The sequence below is a fragment of the Micromonospora haikouensis genome (assembly GCF_000876225.1).
Lineage (GTDB): Bacteria > Actinomycetota > Actinomycetes > Mycobacteriales > Micromonosporaceae > Micromonospora > Micromonospora haikouensis.
This window is the reverse complement of sequence record NZ_JXSX01000001.1, coordinates 1,864,222-1,881,439: the sequence shown is the minus strand read 5'-3', so window position 1 is coordinate 1,881,439 and position 17,218 is coordinate 1,864,222. Positions and strand designations below refer to the sequence as shown.

The 17,218-nt window shown below is 76.7% G+C and carries 14 protein-coding genes; 8 read left to right on the top strand and 6 right to left on the bottom strand.

The genetic code is table 11. The features are described from left to right. Positions 1-59: 59 nt before the first annotated feature. The 4 genes from TK50_RS08275 (at position 60) to TK50_RS08260 (ending at position 4,084) form a co-directional block, all read left to right on the top strand. Positions 60-1,127 carry an LCP family protein gene (locus TK50_RS08275; protein WP_082106216.1) on the top strand — a complete coding sequence of 356 codons (1,068 nt, stop codon included), beginning with the start codon at positions 60-62 and terminating at the stop codon, positions 1,125-1,127. Between the two features lie 108 nt (positions 1,128-1,235). Continuing rightward, complete coding sequence (locus TK50_RS08270; RefSeq protein WP_043962192.1) at positions 1,236-2,546, top strand: sensor histidine kinase; 1,311 nt, start codon at positions 1,236-1,238, stop codon at positions 2,544-2,546. After that, positions 2,534-3,196 carry a response regulator transcription factor gene (locus tag TK50_RS08265; protein ID WP_043962191.1) on the top strand — a complete coding sequence of 221 codons (663 nt, stop codon included), beginning with the start codon at positions 2,534-2,536 and terminating at the stop codon, positions 3,194-3,196. The genes TK50_RS08270 and TK50_RS08265 overlap by 13 nt, the downstream gene beginning before the upstream one ends. A gap of 90 nt (positions 3,197-3,286) precedes the next feature. Then, positions 3,287-4,084, top strand: a complete 798-nt coding sequence (locus TK50_RS08260; protein ID WP_043962190.1) for a DUF4253 domain-containing protein — start codon at positions 3,287-3,289, stop codon at positions 4,082-4,084. Between the two features lie 28 nt (positions 4,085-4,112). On the opposite strand, the gene TK50_RS08255 is transcribed toward TK50_RS08260, so the two are convergent. The 5 genes from TK50_RS08255 to TK50_RS08235 form a co-directional block, all read right to left on the bottom strand. Next, positions 4,113-5,348 carry an endo-1,4-beta-xylanase gene (locus tag TK50_RS08255; RefSeq protein WP_199485983.1) on the bottom strand — a complete coding sequence of 412 codons (1,236 nt, stop codon included), beginning with the start codon at positions 5,346-5,348 and terminating at the stop codon, positions 4,113-4,115. Continuing rightward, positions 5,341-6,510, bottom strand: coding sequence for a polysaccharide pyruvyl transferase family protein (locus TK50_RS08250; protein ID WP_144420193.1), 1,170 nt, complete (start codon positions 6,508-6,510; stop codon positions 5,341-5,343). The genes TK50_RS08255 and TK50_RS08250 overlap by 8 nt, the downstream gene beginning before the upstream one ends. Continuing rightward, on the bottom strand, positions 6,500-7,831 hold the full coding sequence (locus tag TK50_RS08245; protein WP_043962188.1) for a lipopolysaccharide biosynthesis protein: 1,332 nt from the start codon (positions 7,829-7,831) through the stop codon (positions 6,500-6,502). The genes TK50_RS08250 and TK50_RS08245 overlap by 11 nt, the downstream gene beginning before the upstream one ends. 91 nt (positions 7,832-7,922) lie before the next feature. Next, positions 7,923-8,783: a glycosyltransferase family 2 protein gene (locus TK50_RS32070; protein ID WP_052503662.1), complete on the bottom strand. Its 861-nt coding sequence runs from the start codon at positions 8,781-8,783 to the stop codon at positions 7,923-7,925. Further along, on the bottom strand, positions 8,749-10,236 hold the full coding sequence (locus tag TK50_RS08235; protein ID WP_144420192.1) for a hypothetical protein: 1,488 nt from the start codon (positions 10,234-10,236) through the stop codon (positions 8,749-8,751). Before TK50_RS08235 ends, TK50_RS32070 begins: the two co-directional genes overlap by 35 nt. A 147-nt stretch (positions 10,237-10,383) precedes the next feature. Between TK50_RS08235 and TK50_RS08230 the strand changes: the two genes are divergently transcribed. Further along, positions 10,384-11,241 (top strand): glycosyltransferase, encoded by an 858-nt coding sequence (locus TK50_RS08230; protein ID WP_043962186.1) that lies wholly within the window; start codon positions 10,384-10,386, stop codon positions 11,239-11,241. A 78-nt stretch (positions 11,242-11,319) separates the two neighbouring features. On the opposite strand, the gene TK50_RS32065 is transcribed toward TK50_RS08230, so the two are convergent. Beyond that, positions 11,320-13,296, bottom strand: a complete 1,977-nt coding sequence (locus TK50_RS32065; RefSeq protein ID WP_052503661.1) for a trypsin-like peptidase domain-containing protein — start codon at positions 13,294-13,296, stop codon at positions 11,320-11,322. 105 nt (positions 13,297-13,401) lie between these two features. Here TK50_RS32065 and TK50_RS08220 point away from each other — a divergent pair, with 105 nt between their 5' ends. From TK50_RS08220 to TK50_RS08210, 3 genes are read left to right on the top strand one after another with little or no spacing between them, the layout of a single operon-like run. Beyond that, the gene (locus TK50_RS08220; RefSeq protein ID WP_043962185.1) at positions 13,402-14,259 is read left to right on the top strand and encodes a MurR/RpiR family transcriptional regulator; all 858 of its coding nucleotides are present in this window, start codon (positions 13,402-13,404) and stop codon (positions 14,257-14,259) included. A gap of 13 nt (positions 14,260-14,272) precedes the next feature. Beyond that, complete coding sequence (hutU, locus tag TK50_RS08215) at positions 14,273-15,970, top strand: urocanate hydratase (RefSeq protein ID WP_043962184.1); 1,698 nt, start codon at positions 14,273-14,275, stop codon at positions 15,968-15,970. After that, positions 15,964-17,202: an allantoate amidohydrolase gene (locus TK50_RS08210; RefSeq protein WP_043962183.1), complete on the top strand. Its 1,239-nt coding sequence runs from the start codon at positions 15,964-15,966 to the stop codon at positions 17,200-17,202. The genes hutU and TK50_RS08210 overlap by 7 nt, the downstream gene beginning before the upstream one ends. Positions 17,203-17,218 lie beyond the last annotated feature (16 nt).

The window sequence follows — 17,218 nt, the reverse complement described above, 5'->3', positions numbered from 1 at the left end:
GCCCCGGACCGGCCGGTACGGGCACGTGCGGGGCGCGGCGCGTCGATAGCATCGCCGCCATGTCCCGTCCCGAGCAGGTGGCCGCACCGACCCCGGGCGGCCCGCCCGACCCGCCCGCCGCAGCGTCCACGCCGGAGGGTGCCGGGGCGCGCCCGAAGCGCCGCCGGTGGGGGCGGATCGCGCTGGTCGCGCTGCTCGCCGTGGTGCTGCTGGGCGCGGGTGGCGCGGTCGCCGGGGCGCTGTGGCTGCGGTCGGTGGAGCGCGGCGTCGACCGGGTCGACGCGTTCGCCGAGGTGCCGGAGCAGGAGCGGCCGGCGGCGGTGGCCCGGGGCGCGCTGAACGTCATGGTCCTGGGCAGCGACTCGCGGGACCCGGACGGCACCCAGGGGTCGCGCACCGACACGATCATCGTGGCGCACCTGCCGAAGGACCGGTCGAGCGCGGAGCTGATCTCGATCCCCCGGGACACCTGGGTCCCGGTCCCCCGCTCGGCCGACGGCCGGCACGGCGGCCGGGAGGCGAAGATCAATGCCGCGTACGCCTGGGGCGGGGTGCCGCTGATGGTGCGGACGGTGGAGCAGTTCACCGGCGTCCGCATCGACCACGTGGTGCTTGTCGACTTCGCGGGGTTCCGGGAGATCATCGACGCCCTCGGCGGGGTCGAGATCACCTCGGAGAAGACGTTCACCTCCATCCACCCGCCGTTCCGCACCTTCCGGCAGGGGCCGCAGCTCATGGACGGCGAGACGGCGCTGGACTACGCCCGGCAGCGCAAGCAGTTCGCCGACGGCGACTTCGCCCGGATCCGGCACCAGCAGCAGGTCATCAAGGCGATCCTCGACCGGGCCGCGTCCGGCGGCATCCTCGCCAACCCCGGCCGGCTCAACGCGTTCGTGCGGGCCACGTCGGATTCGGTCTCCGTCGACCGGGGCATGTCGCTGCTGGACATGGCGACCCAGCTGCGCGGGCTGCGCGGCGGCAACCTGTTCTTCTTCACCTCGCCCAGCCGGGGCACAGGCACCGTCGGCAGCGAGAGCGTCGTCTTCGCCGACGACCGCCGGGCGCGCACCCTCTACGACGCCGTCCGCCGCGACGCCGTCAAGGAGATCGTCGCCGCCGGCTCGTGACCGCCCCGGCGGAAGGGGTGGACCGGCCGACAAAGGTGGGGCTGGGCCTACCCTCGGAGTGGACCCAGCCGGCTGGGTCGGCCGCTGCCGCCGCCCTAGCGTGACGGCATGACGACGAACCGATCCCCGCACCTGGCGGCGGCGCTGCGCCGCCCCGGATACCTGGTCTCCTGGTGGCCCTGGCGGGCCCTGGCCTACGCCGGCACGACCGTGCCGGTCGCCGGGGTGCTGGCGCTCGGCCTCGGCGTCGTCGTGGCCCCGGCGGTGGCGGTGCTCAACGCGGTCCGCCAGGGTCGCCCGGTCGAGCTGCCCGTCGTCGTCTTCCTCGCCGTGGCGGGGCTGGCCCTGGCTGCCGTGGCCCCGCTGGTGAGCGCCCCGGTGGCCGGGTTCGAGCGGTGGCGCCTCGGCGTGGTCGACTCCCGCCCGCTGCCCGCCCGGCGGCCGTTCTCCGGCGACGTCGTGGGCACCCTGGCCGCCCGGTACACCGACGCCGCCGCCTGGCGGGAGGTGGCGTACGCCTGCTGGCTGGGCGCGGTGGTGCCGGCGGCGTACTGGACGTTCGCGGTGCTGGCCCTGCTCGACCTCACCCTCCTGGCCAGCCCCTGGCTGGTCGACGGCACGAACGACGTCGTCGTGGTGTGGACGACGGTCGACACGCCCCGCGAGGCGGTGCCGTACGCGATCGGGGCCGCCCTGTTCCTGCCCGTGCTCTGGTATCTGGCCGGGCTGCTCGTCGCCGGCCAGGCCACGGTCGCCCGCCGGCTGCTCGCCGGCCCGCCCGCCGAGCCGGCGGCGCTGCGCGAGGTCACCCGCTCCCGGGCCCGCCTCGTCGACGCGTACGAGGCGGAACGCCGCCGCATCGAACGCGACGTGCACGACGGGGCGCAGCCCCGGCTGACCAGCCTCACCGTCCAGCTCGGACTGGCCCGGCTCGACGTACCCGACGACTCGCCGGCCGCCCGGCCGCTGGCCGTGGCGCACGAGCAGGCCAAGGAGCTGATGGTCACGCTGCGGCAGATCGCCCAGGGCATCCGCCCGCAGCAGCTCACCGAGCTCGGCCTGGCCGGCGCCGCCCGGCAACTGGCCGGCGAGGCCGCCATCGGAGTGGACGTGCACGCCGACCTGCCCCGGCCGGTCCCGGAGCCGGTCGAGACCACCGCCTACTACGTGGTGTCCGAGGCGCTGGCCAACGTCGCCTCGCACGCCGACGCGGCCCACGCCGAGGTGCGGCTCACCCAGACCGACCGGCACCTCGTCGTCGAGGTCGAGGACGACGGCCGGGGCGGCGCGGACCCGGCCCGGGGCACCGGGCTGACCGGCCTCGCCGACCGGGTCGCGGCGGCCGACGGGCGGCTGCTGCTGGCCAGCCCGGCCGGCGGACCCACCCTGGTCCGGGTGGAGCTGCCGTGCCGACCGTGACCCGCGTCGTGCTCGCCGAGGACGAGGTCCTGCTCCGGGAGGGCCTCGTCGCCCTGCTGGGCCGGTTCGGCTTCGAGGTGGTCGCCGCCGTCGGCTCCGCTCCGGCCCTGCGGGACGCGGTCGAGGCCCACCGGCCGGACCTGCTCGTCACCGACATCCGGATGCCGCCGCACCACCGCGACGACGGGCTGCGCGCGGCGGTCGCCCTCCGGGGCGGCCGTCCCGGGCTCGCCGTCGTGGTGCTCAGCCAGTACGTGCAGTCCGAGTACGCGTCGGCGCTGCTCGACAGCGGCGACGGCCGGCGGGTGGGATACCTGCTCAAGGACCGGGTGGCCGACGTCACCGAGTTCGCCGGGACCCTGCGCCGGGTCGTCGACGGCGGCACCGCCATCGACCCCGACGTGGTCCGGCACCTGCTGCACCGCCCACGCGACCCGCTGGCCGCCCTGACCGCCCGGGAACGTGCGGTCCTCGCGCTCGTCGCCGAGGGGCACTCCAACGCGGCGATCGCCGCGCGGCTGCACGTCACCGAGGCGGCGGTCGGCAAGCACGTCGGCAACATCCTGGCCAAGCTCGACCTGCCGCCCAGCGACGACACCAACCGCCGGGTGCTGGCCGTCCTGGCCTACCTGCGCGGCACCCCGTCCTGACCGGCCCCGCCCGGCTCGCGCCGCCGGGGAACGGGAACGTCGCGCCGCCGGGGCCGGGGAACGTCGGACCCGGTCCGTAGGCTGCCGCCCATGCCCGACGACCTGCCCCGGCTGCTGGCCGCGCTGCCCGCCGGAAAGCTGCCCCCCGGCCGCCTGATCACGCCGCAGGCGGGCGGGCCGCCGCGCTACTGGCTGAGCGACGCTGCGGCCGAGCCCGAGATGTGGGCGCAGTTCCGGCGCAACCACCCCGGCACGGGGCTGTGGCCGCTGCTGCTGAGCGGCCTGGGCGGCCAGCCGCACCGCCCCTGGGTCGACGGGGAGGTGGCCCCGGTCCGCCGGCCGCCACGGGGCGGCCACGACCCGGCGGAGCTGCTGGCGCACTGGTGGGACGGCTGCGTGTCCGAGGACGACGACCCCGAGCTGGCCGAGGCCACCGCCCCGTTCGGCCGGCGCTGGCCCGGCCTGGCCGCGTCCGGCGAGCCGGAGGGACCGGTCGGCGACGTCGCCGACGACCTGGTGGACTTCCTGCTCAGCGACACCGAATACCTCGGGGAGACCCGGCTGGGGCTGGTGCCGGCCGCCGGCGGCGCGGACGCGCCGGCCGCCACCGGCTGGACGGGGCCGGTGCACCACCTCGACTCCGGTGGCCAGCTCACGGCGGTGCTGCACAGCTGGGCGGAGCGCTTCGGCGCGCTGGTGGTCGGGGTCGGCTTCGACACCCTCCACCTCAGCGTGGCCGCCCCGCCTACCACGCCCGAGCACGCCCTGCGCGTCGCCGCCGAGCACCTCGCCTTCTGCCCCGACAACGTCCGGCAGGGCAGCGGCTCGCTGGCCGCGTACGCGGAGGAGATCCGGGGCATGCAGAGCTGGTCGTTCTGGTGGGACTGACCGTCGGCGGCCCACGTCCCGCGCGGCGTCAGCCGCCGGTGCGCCGCCGGGCCGCCAGCTCGTCGAGCAGCGCCGCGTGGGCCGGCTTCGGCCGGAAGTCGGCGTCGAAGAGGCAGGCCGCGCCATAGCCCTGGTGGTAGCCGGGGATCCAGCTGCGGGCGTCGGTGAACCCCCACACGGTGACCGACGCGCAGGCCGCCACGTCCAGGCAGGCGCGCAGCACCTCCCGGTAGACGGCCGCCTGGCGGCGCAACCCCTCCGCCGTCGCGGGGAGCCGCACCCGCACGTCCAGCTCGGTGACGGCGACGCGCACGCCCAGCGCGGCGAAGCGGCGCAGGTTGCCCCGGACGTCCTCGGGCGGACGCTCGGCGTCCAGGTGCCCCTGGAAGCCCACCCCGTCGACCGGCACGCCGTCGGCGCGCAGCCGCCGCACCAGGTCCAGCAGCGCGTCGGCCTTCGCGGTCCGCCCCTCGGTGCCGTACTCGTTGACGAACAGCCTGGCGTCGGGGTCGGCCTGCCGGGCCCAGCGGAACGCGTCGGCGACGTAGCCGGGGCCGAGCTTGCGCAGCCAGAGGGTGTCGCGCAGGGAGCCGTCCTCGGCGAGCACCTCGTTGACCACGTCCCAGGCCCACACCCGGCCCCGGTAGTGCGCGACGACGGCGGTCACGTGCCGGCGCAGCACCTCCCGCAGCCGCTGCGCCGGCCAGTCCGGGGACACCCAGTCCGGCACGTCGTTGTGCCAGACCAGGGTGTGGCCGTAGACGGCCTGGCCGTTGCGGCGGGCCAGGTCGACGATCTGGTCGCCGCCGGCCCACGCGTACACGCCGGGCGAGGGCTCCAGGTTGCGCCACTTCATCGCGTTCTCGGCGGTGACCGCGTTGAACTCGGCGGCGAGGACCCCCGGGTAGGCGGGGTCGAGGTTGAGGCCCCTCGGGTCGACGGCCGTGCCGATCAGCGTCCCGGCCGGGGCGAGGCCGCGCAGCGTGCCGGCCGCCGACGGGGTGTAGGCCGGGGCGGACCGGGCTGCCCCGGCCCCGCCCGGGTCCCCGGCGCGGCCGGTGCCGACGGCGGCCATGCCGGCGAGCAGCACGGTGGCGACGACCAGCGCCGCCGCCACCAGCAGGCCGGCGGCGGTGAGCGGGCGCGGCCGGGTCACCGCCGGAACCGGCCGGGGCCGGGTGGGCGCGCCGGCCACGGCCTCGGCGGCGGCGTCGTCAGGGTGGGGCAGCGACGCCCGATCGAGGCTCCGGCCGCCGTCACCCACGGGCCCAGGGGGCGGCTGTGAAGTTGCGCCGGGCGCGCTCGGCGTAGATCGCGCGGGGCAGCTCCGGCACCTCCTCGGTGGTGAGCAGGCCGGTCAGCGTGCGGGTCACCGCCGCCGCGTCGCCGGGCACCCGGGGCGTGCGCAGCGCCGCCGGCTGCCCGATCTCGTCGAGGAAGTCGTCGCACTTCTGCTGGTACGGCACGAGCGTGAACGGTACCCCCGCCAGGTAGGCGAAGACGGCCCCGTGCAGCCGCATGTGCAGCCCGAGGTCGCAGCGCTTCATCTCGTCCCAGCAGGCCCGCACGCCGTCGCGGGCGGTGACGACCCGCACGTCGCAGTGCCCGGCGACGGCGGCCCGCAGCCGCTCGCCGACCCGCTCGTCGCCGTGCAGCGGGTGGGTGTTGAACACGAACACGGTGACGTCGACGGGCTCGGCGCGCACCAGCGTGCGTACCCCCTCGACCAGGGCGTCCTCGCGGCGGCGCACGTCGGCGTCGGCGGCCTCGTGGTCGACGCCGAGCAGGGTCACGCCGAGGCGGGCCCGGCCGGTGGGGCGCGGCCGGCGCGGCGGGACCGGCTCGCCGAGCGCCTCCGGCAGCAGGCCGGCGAGGTCACCGGCGGGCACCAGCACGCCCGGGTAGCCGGCCCGTTCGAGGACCTCGGCGGAGGCGATGTCGCGTACGCCGATGAAGGCGACCCGGCGCAGGACGCGCAGCAACCGGCGCTCGGAGGCGGCGGAGACGAACGGGCCGACGGAGACCCCGACGGCGGCCATCGGGTGCCCGGACACCCCGGAGAAGAGCGAGAAGACCTTCTTCTCGCTCAGCGGCCCCATCTCGCGGAACACCGACCCGCCGCCGAAGACCAGCATGGTGGAACGGCGCAGCAGGGCGGCCTTGTTGAGCACCCAGCCGGCCCGGTCGGCGGTGCCGCGCGAGCGGTACCAGCGCGGGTCCATGCCGGTGCGCTCCGGCGGCAGGTCCACCATGGGCGGCGCGGCGAAGACGGGCTCCTCGGCTCCCCAGTAGACCCGCGTCGCCCAGTCCATGACGACGCAGAACGCGTTGTCGCCGACGTTCTCCATGCCGTAGTAGCCGACGACCAGAGGCCGGCGGGCCACGGCGGCCGGCGCGGGACGGGTGGGTGCCGGTTCAGGACGCACGGGGAGCCTCCCTGCTCAGGCGCCTGCGCAGGTCGCGCCAGGTGGGCAGCGGGGCGTCGCCCACGACGCCCCGCCGGGCGGCGACCCAGAGCAGGCAGCAGAGTACCGCCTCCGCCAGCACGGTCGCCCCGGCGGCACCGCGCACGCCCCACGCCGGGACGGCCACCGCCAGCGCCGCCAGCAGCACCAGGGCGCCCACGGCCTGGTACACCACCTTGCGGCGCAGCAGCCCGCCGCTGGTCAGCAGCGCGGCCACGGCGGCGCCGCCGAACCGGAACGGCACCGCCAGCGCCAGCACCGCCAGCACCGGCGCGGCGTCGCGGTATGCCGGGCCGAACACCAGCGGCAGGGCCACCAGGCCGCCGACCGCCACCGCCGCCGCGACGACCGCGCCGAGCGCGACCATCCCGGCGCTGCCCCAGCGGTACGCCAACAGCACCGCCTCGGCGTCCGAGCCGGCCCACCGGTGCAGCTTGCCCAGCAGGTACTGCTGGTAGACGACCCGGGGGACCAGGTAGACGGCGGTGAGCACGGCCATCGGCACGGCGAGCAGGGCCGCCTCCGCCCCGCCGAGCAGCTCGGCGGCGAGCACCGTGCCGAAGTGGATGCCGAGCAGGTAGCAGACGTTGCCGAGCACGTACGGGGTGGCCGCCCCCAGCAGCTCGCCCGGCCGGGGGCCGGCATCGACGTCCCCGGCCGGGACGGCGGGGGCGGCGGGGGCCGGGTGGCCCTCCAGCGGCATCGCGCCGCGCCGGAACTCGCGGGAGGCCAGCAGGCAGGCGGCGACCGTCGCCACGGCGACGACCGCGTACCCGGCCGCCGCGGCGACGACCGACAACCCGGCCGCCCAGACCGCGCCGGTGACCAGCACCCGGCCCAGGTGGGGGGCCAGCTGGAGGGCGGACAGCCCCCGGTAGTCGCCGCGCAGCTGCCGCACCGAGCCGGCCAGGGCGAGCGCCGCCTGGGCCACCACGACGGTGGCGAGCAGGGCCCGCACCGCCGCCGCCGTGGTGTCGGGCAGCTCGGCGGCGCTCCAGGCCAGCACGCCGAGCAGCAGCGCCGCGCATACCGCGCCGGCCAGCCGCAGCGACGGCCCCACCCAGCGGTACGCCCGCGCGCCCTCCTGCCCGAACACCTGCAACCACAGCTCGGACACGCCGAAGACGGCCACCGGGGCGGTCAACGACACCACGGCCAGCACGGCGGTGAACGAGCCGAAGTCCTCCCGGGTGAGCGTGCGGGCGAGCAGCACCTGGCTGCCGAACGCGGCGACGGTGACGCCGGCCTGACTCAGCCCCAGCAGGCCGACCTGGGCCAGCATGGTGGCCGCCCGACCGCCCCCGGGCTTCGGGTGCGGCCCGGGGCCGGAATCCGGCTCCCGCCCGCGCTGCGGCTCTCCGCCGCGCCCCGAGTCAACGGCCGAGGCTGACAAGCCACTTGCCCGTCTCGCTGAGGGTGCGCAGCGCCTTGATGCCCAGCGCCACGCCGGGTGCCCGCGACGGGCGGTACATGTCGACCAGCCGGAACCAGAAGACCAGCCCGCCGAGGCGGCCCCGGGTGATGTTGCCGTCGTGCCGGCGGAACCGGACCACCGGGTGGGGCAGGTGCCGGGGGTGCACGCCGGCGCGCAGCGCCCGCAGCATCAGCTCCACGTCCTCGAAGAGCCGGAAGCTCTCGTCGTACCCGCCGATGTGCTCCAGCACCCGCCGGTCGATGGTGGTGCCGGAGTGCTTGAACGGCAGCCGGGGGCGGGTCAGCACGCCCAGCAGCATGGTGCGCGCCGAGGCGTACTCGGGCAGCCGGATGCGCCGGGAGGCGTCGCCGCGCACCTCGTGGTAGTCGACGTAGACCCAGCCGCCGCCGGTGGCGGTGAGCAGGTCGTGCAGCCGGCCCAGCGCGTCGGCGGAGAGCTCGTCGTCGGAGTCCAGCACCGTGATGTACCGGCCGGTCGCGGCGCGCAGGGCGACGTTGCGGGCCCGGGCGATGCCGCTCGGCGGCAGGCTGAGCACCCGGACCCGCCGGTCGGCGGACACGCCCGCCTCCGCCAGGACCCGGGTGACCGGGACGGCCGAGCCGTCGTCGACGACGACCAGCTCGAAGTCGCGGTGATGGTTGGCTAGCACGCTGCGCACGGCGTCGACCAGCAGTTCGGCGCGGTCGCGGACCACGATGCAGACCGAGAACGTCGGCACCACGGCCGCGTCGTCCCCCGCGTGCGGTGCCCCGTCCGCGTCGTGCTCACCCTGGACGGACGCCGGCAGTGGATGCCTCATCGAGCCGCCCCTCCTCCCCCCGTTCGACATCGGCCGTGACCGTGGCGTCGCCGGACGACGTGCCCGTCGCGCCGCCCAGCGACAGGATCACCAGCTGCCCGAAGAGGAACAGCCACATGAAGTACGGGTACGCCATCGGCTTCTGCGTGAGCCCGAAGAGCACGAAGACCGCGTACAGCACGCCGAGCGCCCAGCGCTGCGCCGGATCGACGCACCACCGCCGGACGACGACGTAGAGGCCGGCGACGATCCCGACGACCGCGACGAGGCCGACGACGCCCCAGACGACGAGGACGCGCAGCAGGTCGTTGTGCATGTCCCACGGCTCGTAGCCGAACCCGAAGAGCCAGACGTCCGGCGTGGACCGGTGCAGGACGCGGGCGACGTCGTTCCAGATGGCACCCCGGCCGTGCATGAACGTGTCGGAGCGCACGTCCAGCGAGCCGACCTCGGTCAGCGCCACCCCGGCCCGTTCCCGGACGGCGTCGCCCGCGAGCGCGACGGCGACCCCGCCGGCCGCGACCAGGCCGGCGGCCACGGCCACGACCCGCCGCCGGCCGACGCGGGTGCGCAGCGTGGCCCGCAGGGCCCCCAGCCGCCGCGCCTCGAAGGCGGCCACGATCACCAGCAGGCAGCCGATGGTGAGCCGGTGCAGCGACACCGCGCCGGTGGCCACGAAGAGGCCGACCAGCGCGTACCGGCGCAGCGGGGTCAGGCGCAGCCGGCCGCCGGGCAGCCCCAGCCGGTCGCCGAGCACATAGCAGAGGAAGACCGAGAACATCAGCAGCCGGCCGAGCGACATCGGGTGGTAGTAGCCCCCCGACGCCCGGCCGATCTTCTGGCCCGGCAGCTCGAAGTAGAACGAGTAGGGCACGACGCCGGCGACCTGGAGCCAGGCCAGCGCGCAGTGGACGACCGCGCCGGCCAGCACGACGGCCGCCACCACGGCCAGGCGGCGGACGGGGAACCGGGCCGGGCGCATCAGCGCCATCCCGATCAGCGCCACGGGGGCGAAGCTGACCAGCAGGCGCACCGCCTCGGCGGGGATCGCCGTGGCGGGGTCGAGCCGCGGGCCGTAGATGGGATAGCGGCGGATGTCGAACAGGGCCAGCAGGTCGGCGCGCGGTCCGGCCGCCAGGTAGCTGAACCCGGAGACGACCAGCAGCAGGGCGAGGGCGAGCAGCATCGCCTGCACGGGGCGCGGCGGCAGCCGGCGGGCCGCGAGCACCGCCGCCGCGAGGGCCGCCAGCATGCAGCCCGCCCCGACGGCGCTGAGTAGGACGCCCAGGTCGACGCCGCCGCCCGCGTCCCGCTCGCCGATGTCGAGCAGGGGCTTGACCGCGATCAGCGCCAGCGCGGCGGTGGCGAGGTGACCGGCGGCCCGGTCGAGCCGCTCCGGCGCGCCGCCCCGAAGCCGGGTGCCGGGGGCGGTGAGCGGCGCGGGACTGTCCACCTTGTCCAACCGTCGGTAAGGAGCAAAACACCAGGACGATACCAACGCGGGGGCCCCGCCCGCTGACCCCACGGCCGTCCGGCGGGGCGCGCGGGCGACGCGACCCCGCCTTGCGGCGCGGTGTCCCGTCCGGCAAGCTGGTCAGCCGTGTCGAGCCCCCCACCCCGCCCCGGCCCGATCGGTGTGGTGATCGCCGCCCACGACGAGGCGAACGTCATCGGCGGCTGCCTGGACGCGCTGCTCGCCGACGCGGGCACCGACGCCGGCGTCGAGCTGGACGTCGTCGTGGTGGCCAACGGCTGCACCGACGACACGGCGCGGGTGGCCGCCGCGCGGCCCGGCGTACGGGTGGTGGAGCTGGCCGAGGCGGGCAAGGCGGGCGCGCTGAACGCCGGGGACGCGGTGGTGCGCGGCTTCCCCCGGTTCTATCTGGACGCCGACGTGGTCCTCGGCCCCGGCGCGCTGCGGGCGATGGCCGCCGCGCTGACCGCCCCGGTGGACCCGCCGCTGGCCGTGACGCCCCGCCGGGAGATGGTCACCACCGGCCGGCCGCTGCTGGTGCGCGCCTACTACGCGATCAACACCCGGTTGCCGATCTTCGCGGACGCGCTGTTCGGCCGGGGTGTGCTGGGCGTGTCGGCGGCGGGACGGGAGCGCTTCGACCGGTTCCCGGCGGAGATCGCCGACGACCTCTTCCTGGACTCCCGGTTCGCCTCGGCCGAGAAGCGCGAGGTGTCGGCGGTGGCGTCGCTCGTGCAGACCCCCCGGACGCTGCGGGACCTGGTCCGCACGCTGGCCCGGGTGCGGGCCGGCAACGCCATGCTGCGCGCCTCGCATGCCGGGATCCGGCCGTCGGTCCCGTCGTCCTGGCTGCGCGACGTGGTGCTGCCCCGCCCCTGGCTCGCGCCGGCCGCCGTGGTCTACGTGGCCGTCACGCTCGCCGCCGCGCTGCGCGCCCGCCGCCACCCGCGCGGCGCGTGGGGCCGGGACGCCTCGACCCGCTGACCGCCCTGGCGCGACGGCACGGGGCGCGGCCGGCACGGCGGCGCGGCGGGCCTGGAGCGCACCCGGCGCTGCGGCGGTTCAGCGGCGCGATCGGCGCCTCGCCAGCAGCACCACGCCGATCGCGAGCGCGGCGAGCAGTGCGCCGCCGAGCCCCGAGAAGAGCACCGTGGGCAGGTTGGACTGCTCCGGTGCCGCCGCCGTGAGCTGCTGCCGGTCGGCCGCGCTCCGCCGGTACGCCTCGGCCAGCTCGTTGCCGTTGCCGCCCCGGGCGACGGCGTCCAGTTGGGACACCGCCGTGGCGTCCCGTCCGGTGAAGTACGCGTCGAGCCCGCGCCGGTAGAGCCGGTCGGCGTCGCCGAGCGTGGGCGCGACCCCGGCCTCGGCGAGCAGTTCCCGGGCGGCGGTGACCGGCACGACGGCCCGGTTGGCCCCGCCCGCCCCGGACCGGTCGTTGGTGAGCACGCCGACGACCCGGCCGGCCGGGTCGAGGGCGACGCCGCCGTGGGAGTAGATGCCGATGTCGTCGCCGATCCGGAACAGCGGCACGGTGCCCTGGCCGGTGTCGGTGGCGGTGACCTGCACGGTCTTCGAACGCAGCGTGTAGGTGGCGTCGCGGAAGTCGGCGTCGACGGTGTGGTAGCCGGCGACCACCACCACGCCGCCCGGCGTCAGCGCGGCGGCGTCGCCCAGCTCGACGCCGGGCAGGTCGGGCCGGGCGACCTTGACCAGGGCGAGGTCCCCGGCGTCGGCGGCGCGGGTGCGGACCACCTCGCCGGCGATCGCGGGGGTGCCGGTCAGCCCGCCGGTGGCCTGGTTGAGCTGCACGAAGACCTGGCTCGACGGGGGGCGGTCCGGCTCCTTACCGGTGAACCGGGTGCCGGCCGTCCGCGACCGGACCCAGCCGTCGAGCGCGCCCGAGGTGAGCTTCTTCCCGGCGACGAGGATCCGGCCGAGGGTGTAGAGGGCCCGCTCCCGGGCGACCGGCTCGTCGGGGGCGACGCACTGGCCGTTGGTGAGCACGTGCCCGGCGGGGTCGACCACGAGGCCGCTGCACCGCCGCTGGAACGTGACGGGCGTCGGGTTGAGCAGCGCCCCGGTCCGCCCGTCGCGCAGGTATCCGTTGAAGACGGCCTCGACGAAGACGAGCCCCGGCGCGGCGGTGGCGAGCGCCCGTTCCTGCGCGCTGTAGGGGGCCGCCTGGCTCCACGGGCGGAAGCCGGCGGCGGGGGTGGCGGTCGGGAACGCCCCGGCGGGGCCGGCCGGCGGCGGCGCGTCCGCGCCCCGGGTGACGGCCCAGACGGCGAGCCCGCCGCCTGCGGCGAGCACGGCCAGGGCCAGCGCCGCGACGCCGAGCCGCAGCCCGGTGCGCGGGCGGGACGGCGGGGACGGCTGGATGCGCCGGGCGGGCGACGCGAACGGGTCGTGCGGCGGCCCGGGGTCGGCGGGCCCGGGGTGGGCGGCCGGCGGGTCCGCCGGTGGGGTCGCGACGACCGGCGAACCGGTGGCGTGCGCCGCCCAGACCGGCGGCGCCCCCGAGCTGGGCGCACCGGACACGGGCACCCCGGAGCTGGGGATCCCCGAGCCGGGCGGGCCCGAGATCGGGACGCCCGAGGCGGGGATACCCGAGGCGGGCTGGCCGGAGGCGGGCACGGCCGAGCTGGGCACGCCCGAGGTCGGGGTGGCCGGGGCGACCGGGGTGGTCGCCGGCATCGCCCGGGTGGCCGGGTCGCCGACGGGCTCCAGGTGGGGCGAGCGCAGCGGCATGCCGAGCAGCCCGAAGAGCTTGTCGGCGGCGTTCTCCACCTCGGCCGGATAGGCCACCCAGGGGCGGGCGGCGGCGAAGTCGGCGTTGACGTAGCGGGGGCCGCCCGGGGTCTGCGCGAGGGTGTCCGCCGCGTTGGTGAACGCCTCCCGCCAGGGCTGGTCGGCGGCGGCGGCGCCCTCCAGCACGGCGACGGTCAGCAGCCGGTCCTGACTGTCCACCGCCCACCAGGCGCTGCCGACCTGGCAGACGCCCGACGCCTCGGTGAACCTGTACGGACCTTCCGGCTGCATGCCCCACTCCTCTGTTCACCCGCCGTGCGGATAGTACCGAGGCGGCACGACGCGGGAGGCCGTCGCGGGGTTGCCCCTGAAAGTTTTCATGCATAGGGTCGAGACATGAATGAAGGAGGCACGGTCGGGGCGTCCGCCGACCGGGTGCTCGACCTCTTCCAGGGCGTCCGGCTCACCCCGACGCAGCGGCGCATCGCGCACAGCCTGGTGCAGCACGCCGCCGCGGCGGCGTACCTGTCGGCGGCCGAGGTGGCCGAGCTGGCCGGCGTCAGCCAGCCGTCGGTGACCCGGTTCGCCGTGGCGCTCGGCCACGACGGCTACCCGGCGCTGCGCCGCCGGCTGCGGGAGCTGACCGGCACCGGCGGCGCCGGCGAGCCCTCCGGCGGCGGCAACGAGCTGCAACGCGCCGTCGGCACCGAGGTGGCCAACCTGGAGCGGCTGGCCGGCGAGCTCGCCGACACCGACCGGATCGCCGCCGTCGGCAAGCTGCTCGCCGCGAGCCGCCCCCTGCCGGTGCTCGGGCTACGGGCCGCCGCGCCGCTGGCGGCGTACTTCGCGTTCTTCGCCGCGAAGGTGCACCCCGACGTGCGGGTGCTCGACGACGGCGGCAGCCTGCTCGCCGACCGCCTGGAGCAGGCCGCGGCGGCCGGCGCGACCGCCCTGCTGGCCTTCGTGCTGCCCCGCTACCCCCGGGAGACCCTCGACGCGCTGGCCGAGGCGCGGGCCGCCGGGCTGACGGTGGTGGCGATCACCGACTCACCGGTCAGCCCCGCGACCGAGCACGCCGAGGTGGTGCTCCCGGCCGCCGTCGGCACCGACCTCGTGTTCGACCTGCACACCGCACCGATGACCCTGGCGATGGTGGTCCTGTCGGCCATCTGCGACGCCGCCCCCGCCGAGACCCAACGCCGGCTGGAGGCGTTCGAGTCCTCCGCCGCCCGCCGCCAGTTGTTCCTCGGCTGAGAGGAGAGACGAGATGCCCCAGCCCGTCCGCGCCGCCCGGGGGGCCGCGCTCACCGCCCGGGGGTGGCCGCAGGAGGCCGCCCTGCGGATGCTGATGAACAACCTCGACCCGGAGGTGGCCGAGCGCCCCGACGACCTGGTCGTCTACGGCGGCACCGGGCGGGCGGCGCGGGACTGGCCGTCGTACCACGCGCTGGTGCGCACGCTCACCGACCTGCGCGACGACGAGACGATGCTGGTGCAGTCCGGCCGACCGGTCGGGGTGCTGCGCACCCACGAGTGGGCCCCCCGGGTGCTCCTGGCCAACTCCAACCTGGTCGGCGACTGGGCCACCTGGCCGGAGTTCCGCCGCCTGGAGTCCCTCGGCCTGACCATGTACGGGCAGATGACGGCCGGTTCGTGGATCTACATCGGCACCCAGGGCATCCTCCAGGGCACCTACGAGACGTTCGCGGCCGTCGCCGCGAAGTTCGCCGGCGCCCGCGGCGACGGGCAGCAGCACGGAGGCGGCACCCTCGCCGGCACGCTGACGCTCACCGCCGGCTGCGGCGGGATGGGCGGGGCGCAGCCCCTCGCGGTCACCATGAACGGCGGCGCGTGCCTGATCGTCGACGTCGACCGGTCCCGGCTGGACCGCCGGGTGCGCGACCGCTACCTCGACGAGGTCGCCGACTCCCTCGACGACGCTCTCGACCGGGTGCTCGCCGCGAAGCGGGACCGCCGGGCGCTGTCGGTCGGCGTCGTCGGCAACGCGGCCACGGTCTTCCCCGAGCTGCTGCGCCGGGGCGTGGCGATCGACGTCGTCACCGACCAGACCAGCGCGCACGACCCGCTGTCGTACGTGCCGGAGGGGGTGGAGCTGGCCGACGCGCCCGACTACGCGAAGGCGAAGCCGGCCGAGTTCACCGACCGGGCGCGGGCGTCGATGGCCAAACACGTCGAGGCGATGGTCGGCTTCCTCGACGCCGGCGCGGAGGTCTTCGACTACGGCAACTCGATCCGGGGCGAGGCGCGCCTCGGCGGGTACGAGCGGGCGTTCGACTTCCCAGGCTTCGTGCCCGCGTACATCCGGCCGCTGTTCTGCGCGGGCAAGGGCCCGTTCCGCTGGGCGGCGCTCTCCGGCGACCCGGCCGACATCGCCGCCACCGACCGGGCGATCCTCGACCTGTTCCCCGAGAACGAGTCGCTGGCCCGGTGGATCCGGCTGGCCGGCGAGCGGGTCGCGTTCCAGGGCCTGCCGGCGCGGATCTGCTGGCTCGGCTACGGCGAGCGCGACCGCGCCGGGGTGCGGTTCAACGAGATGGTCGCCTCCGGCGAGCTGTCCGCGCCGGTGGTGATCGGCCGCGACCACCTCGACTGCGGCAGCGTCGCCAGCCCCTACCGGGAGACCGAGGCGATGGCCGACGGCTCCGACGCGATCGCCGACTGGCCGCTGCTCAACGCGCTGGTCAACACGGCCAGCGGGGCGTCCTGGGTGTCCATCCACCACGGCGGCGGGGTCGGCATCGGCCGGTCCCTCCACGCCGGCCAGGTCTGCGTCGCCGACGGCACCGCCCTGGCCGGGCAGAAGATCGAGCGGGTGCTCACCAACGACCCGGCGATGGGCGTCATCCGGCACGTCGACGCCGGCTACGACGCCGCCCGCGAGGTCGCCGCCCGCACCGGCGTCCGCGTCCCGATGGCCGAGGCGCAAGGAGGGGCCCCTTGTTGACGCATCCCGCAGGTGAAGGGCCCCCTCCTAACCACAACGACAACGAACGCCGGTTCCGCGAGCTGTGGGACCAGATCGCGCCGATCGGCCGCGACGCCGGCAGCGGCGGCTACCTGCGGTACGCGTTCACGACCCCCGAGCTGGCGCTGCGCGACTGGTTCCGGGCGCAGGCCGACCGCCGGGGCATGCCGGTGACCGTGGACGGCAACGGCAACCTCTTCGCCCGCTGGGGCGAGCCCGCCGCGCCCGGGGCGGTGCTGACCGGCAGCCACTTCGACTCGGTGCCGCACGGCGGCGCGTACGACGGGCCGCTCGGCATCGTCAGCGCGTTCCTCGCCGTGGACGAGCTGCGCGCCGCGGGCGTCACCCCGTCCCGGCCCCTCGTGGTGGCCGCGTTCGCCGAGGAGGAGGGGGCCCGGTTCGGCGTACCCTGCCTGGGGTCGAGGCTGCTCACCGGCGCGCTCGACGCCGACCGCGCGGCCGGGCTGCGCGACGCCGACGGGGTGAGCCTGGCCGAGGCGCTGGGCGACCGGCCGGCGGGCCCCCGCCCCGACCTGCTCGGCGGCTGGTCGTGCTTCGTGGAGCTGCACGTCGAGCAGGGCCGCGCGCTGGTCGACCAGGGCACGCCCGTCGCGGTCGCCAGCGCCATCTGGCCGCACGGCCGCTGGCGCTTCGACTTCCACGGCGAGGGCAACCACGCCGGTACGACCCGGATGGCCGACCGCCGCGACCCCATGCTCACGTACGCGTTCACGGTGCTCGCGGCCAACAAGGAGGCCCGGCTGCGCGGCGCGCACGCCACGGTGGGCCGGGTCCGGGTCGAGCCGAACGCCACCAACGCGATCCCGGCGCGGGTGACCGGCTGGCTGGACGCCCGCGCCGCCGACCCGGAGACCGTCGCCGGCCTGGTCGAGGCGGTCCGCGCGAAGGCCGCCGAGCGGGCCGGGCGCGACGGCACGGAGGTGACCGTGACCGAGGAGTCGGCGACCCCGCTGGTCGGCTTCGACGGCGACCTCGGCGGGCGGCTCGCCGCGCTGCTCGACGCGCCGGTGCTGCCCACCGGGGCGGGCCACGACGCGGGCATCCTCGCCGGGCACCTGCCCACGGCGATGCTGTTCGTGCGCAACCCGACCGGGGTGTCGCACTCCCCCGCCGAGGCGGCCACCGACGCCGACTGCGCCGCCGGGGTCACCGCCCTGGCCCGGGTGCTGACGGAGCTGACGGGCCGATGACCGGGGAGCCGCGACG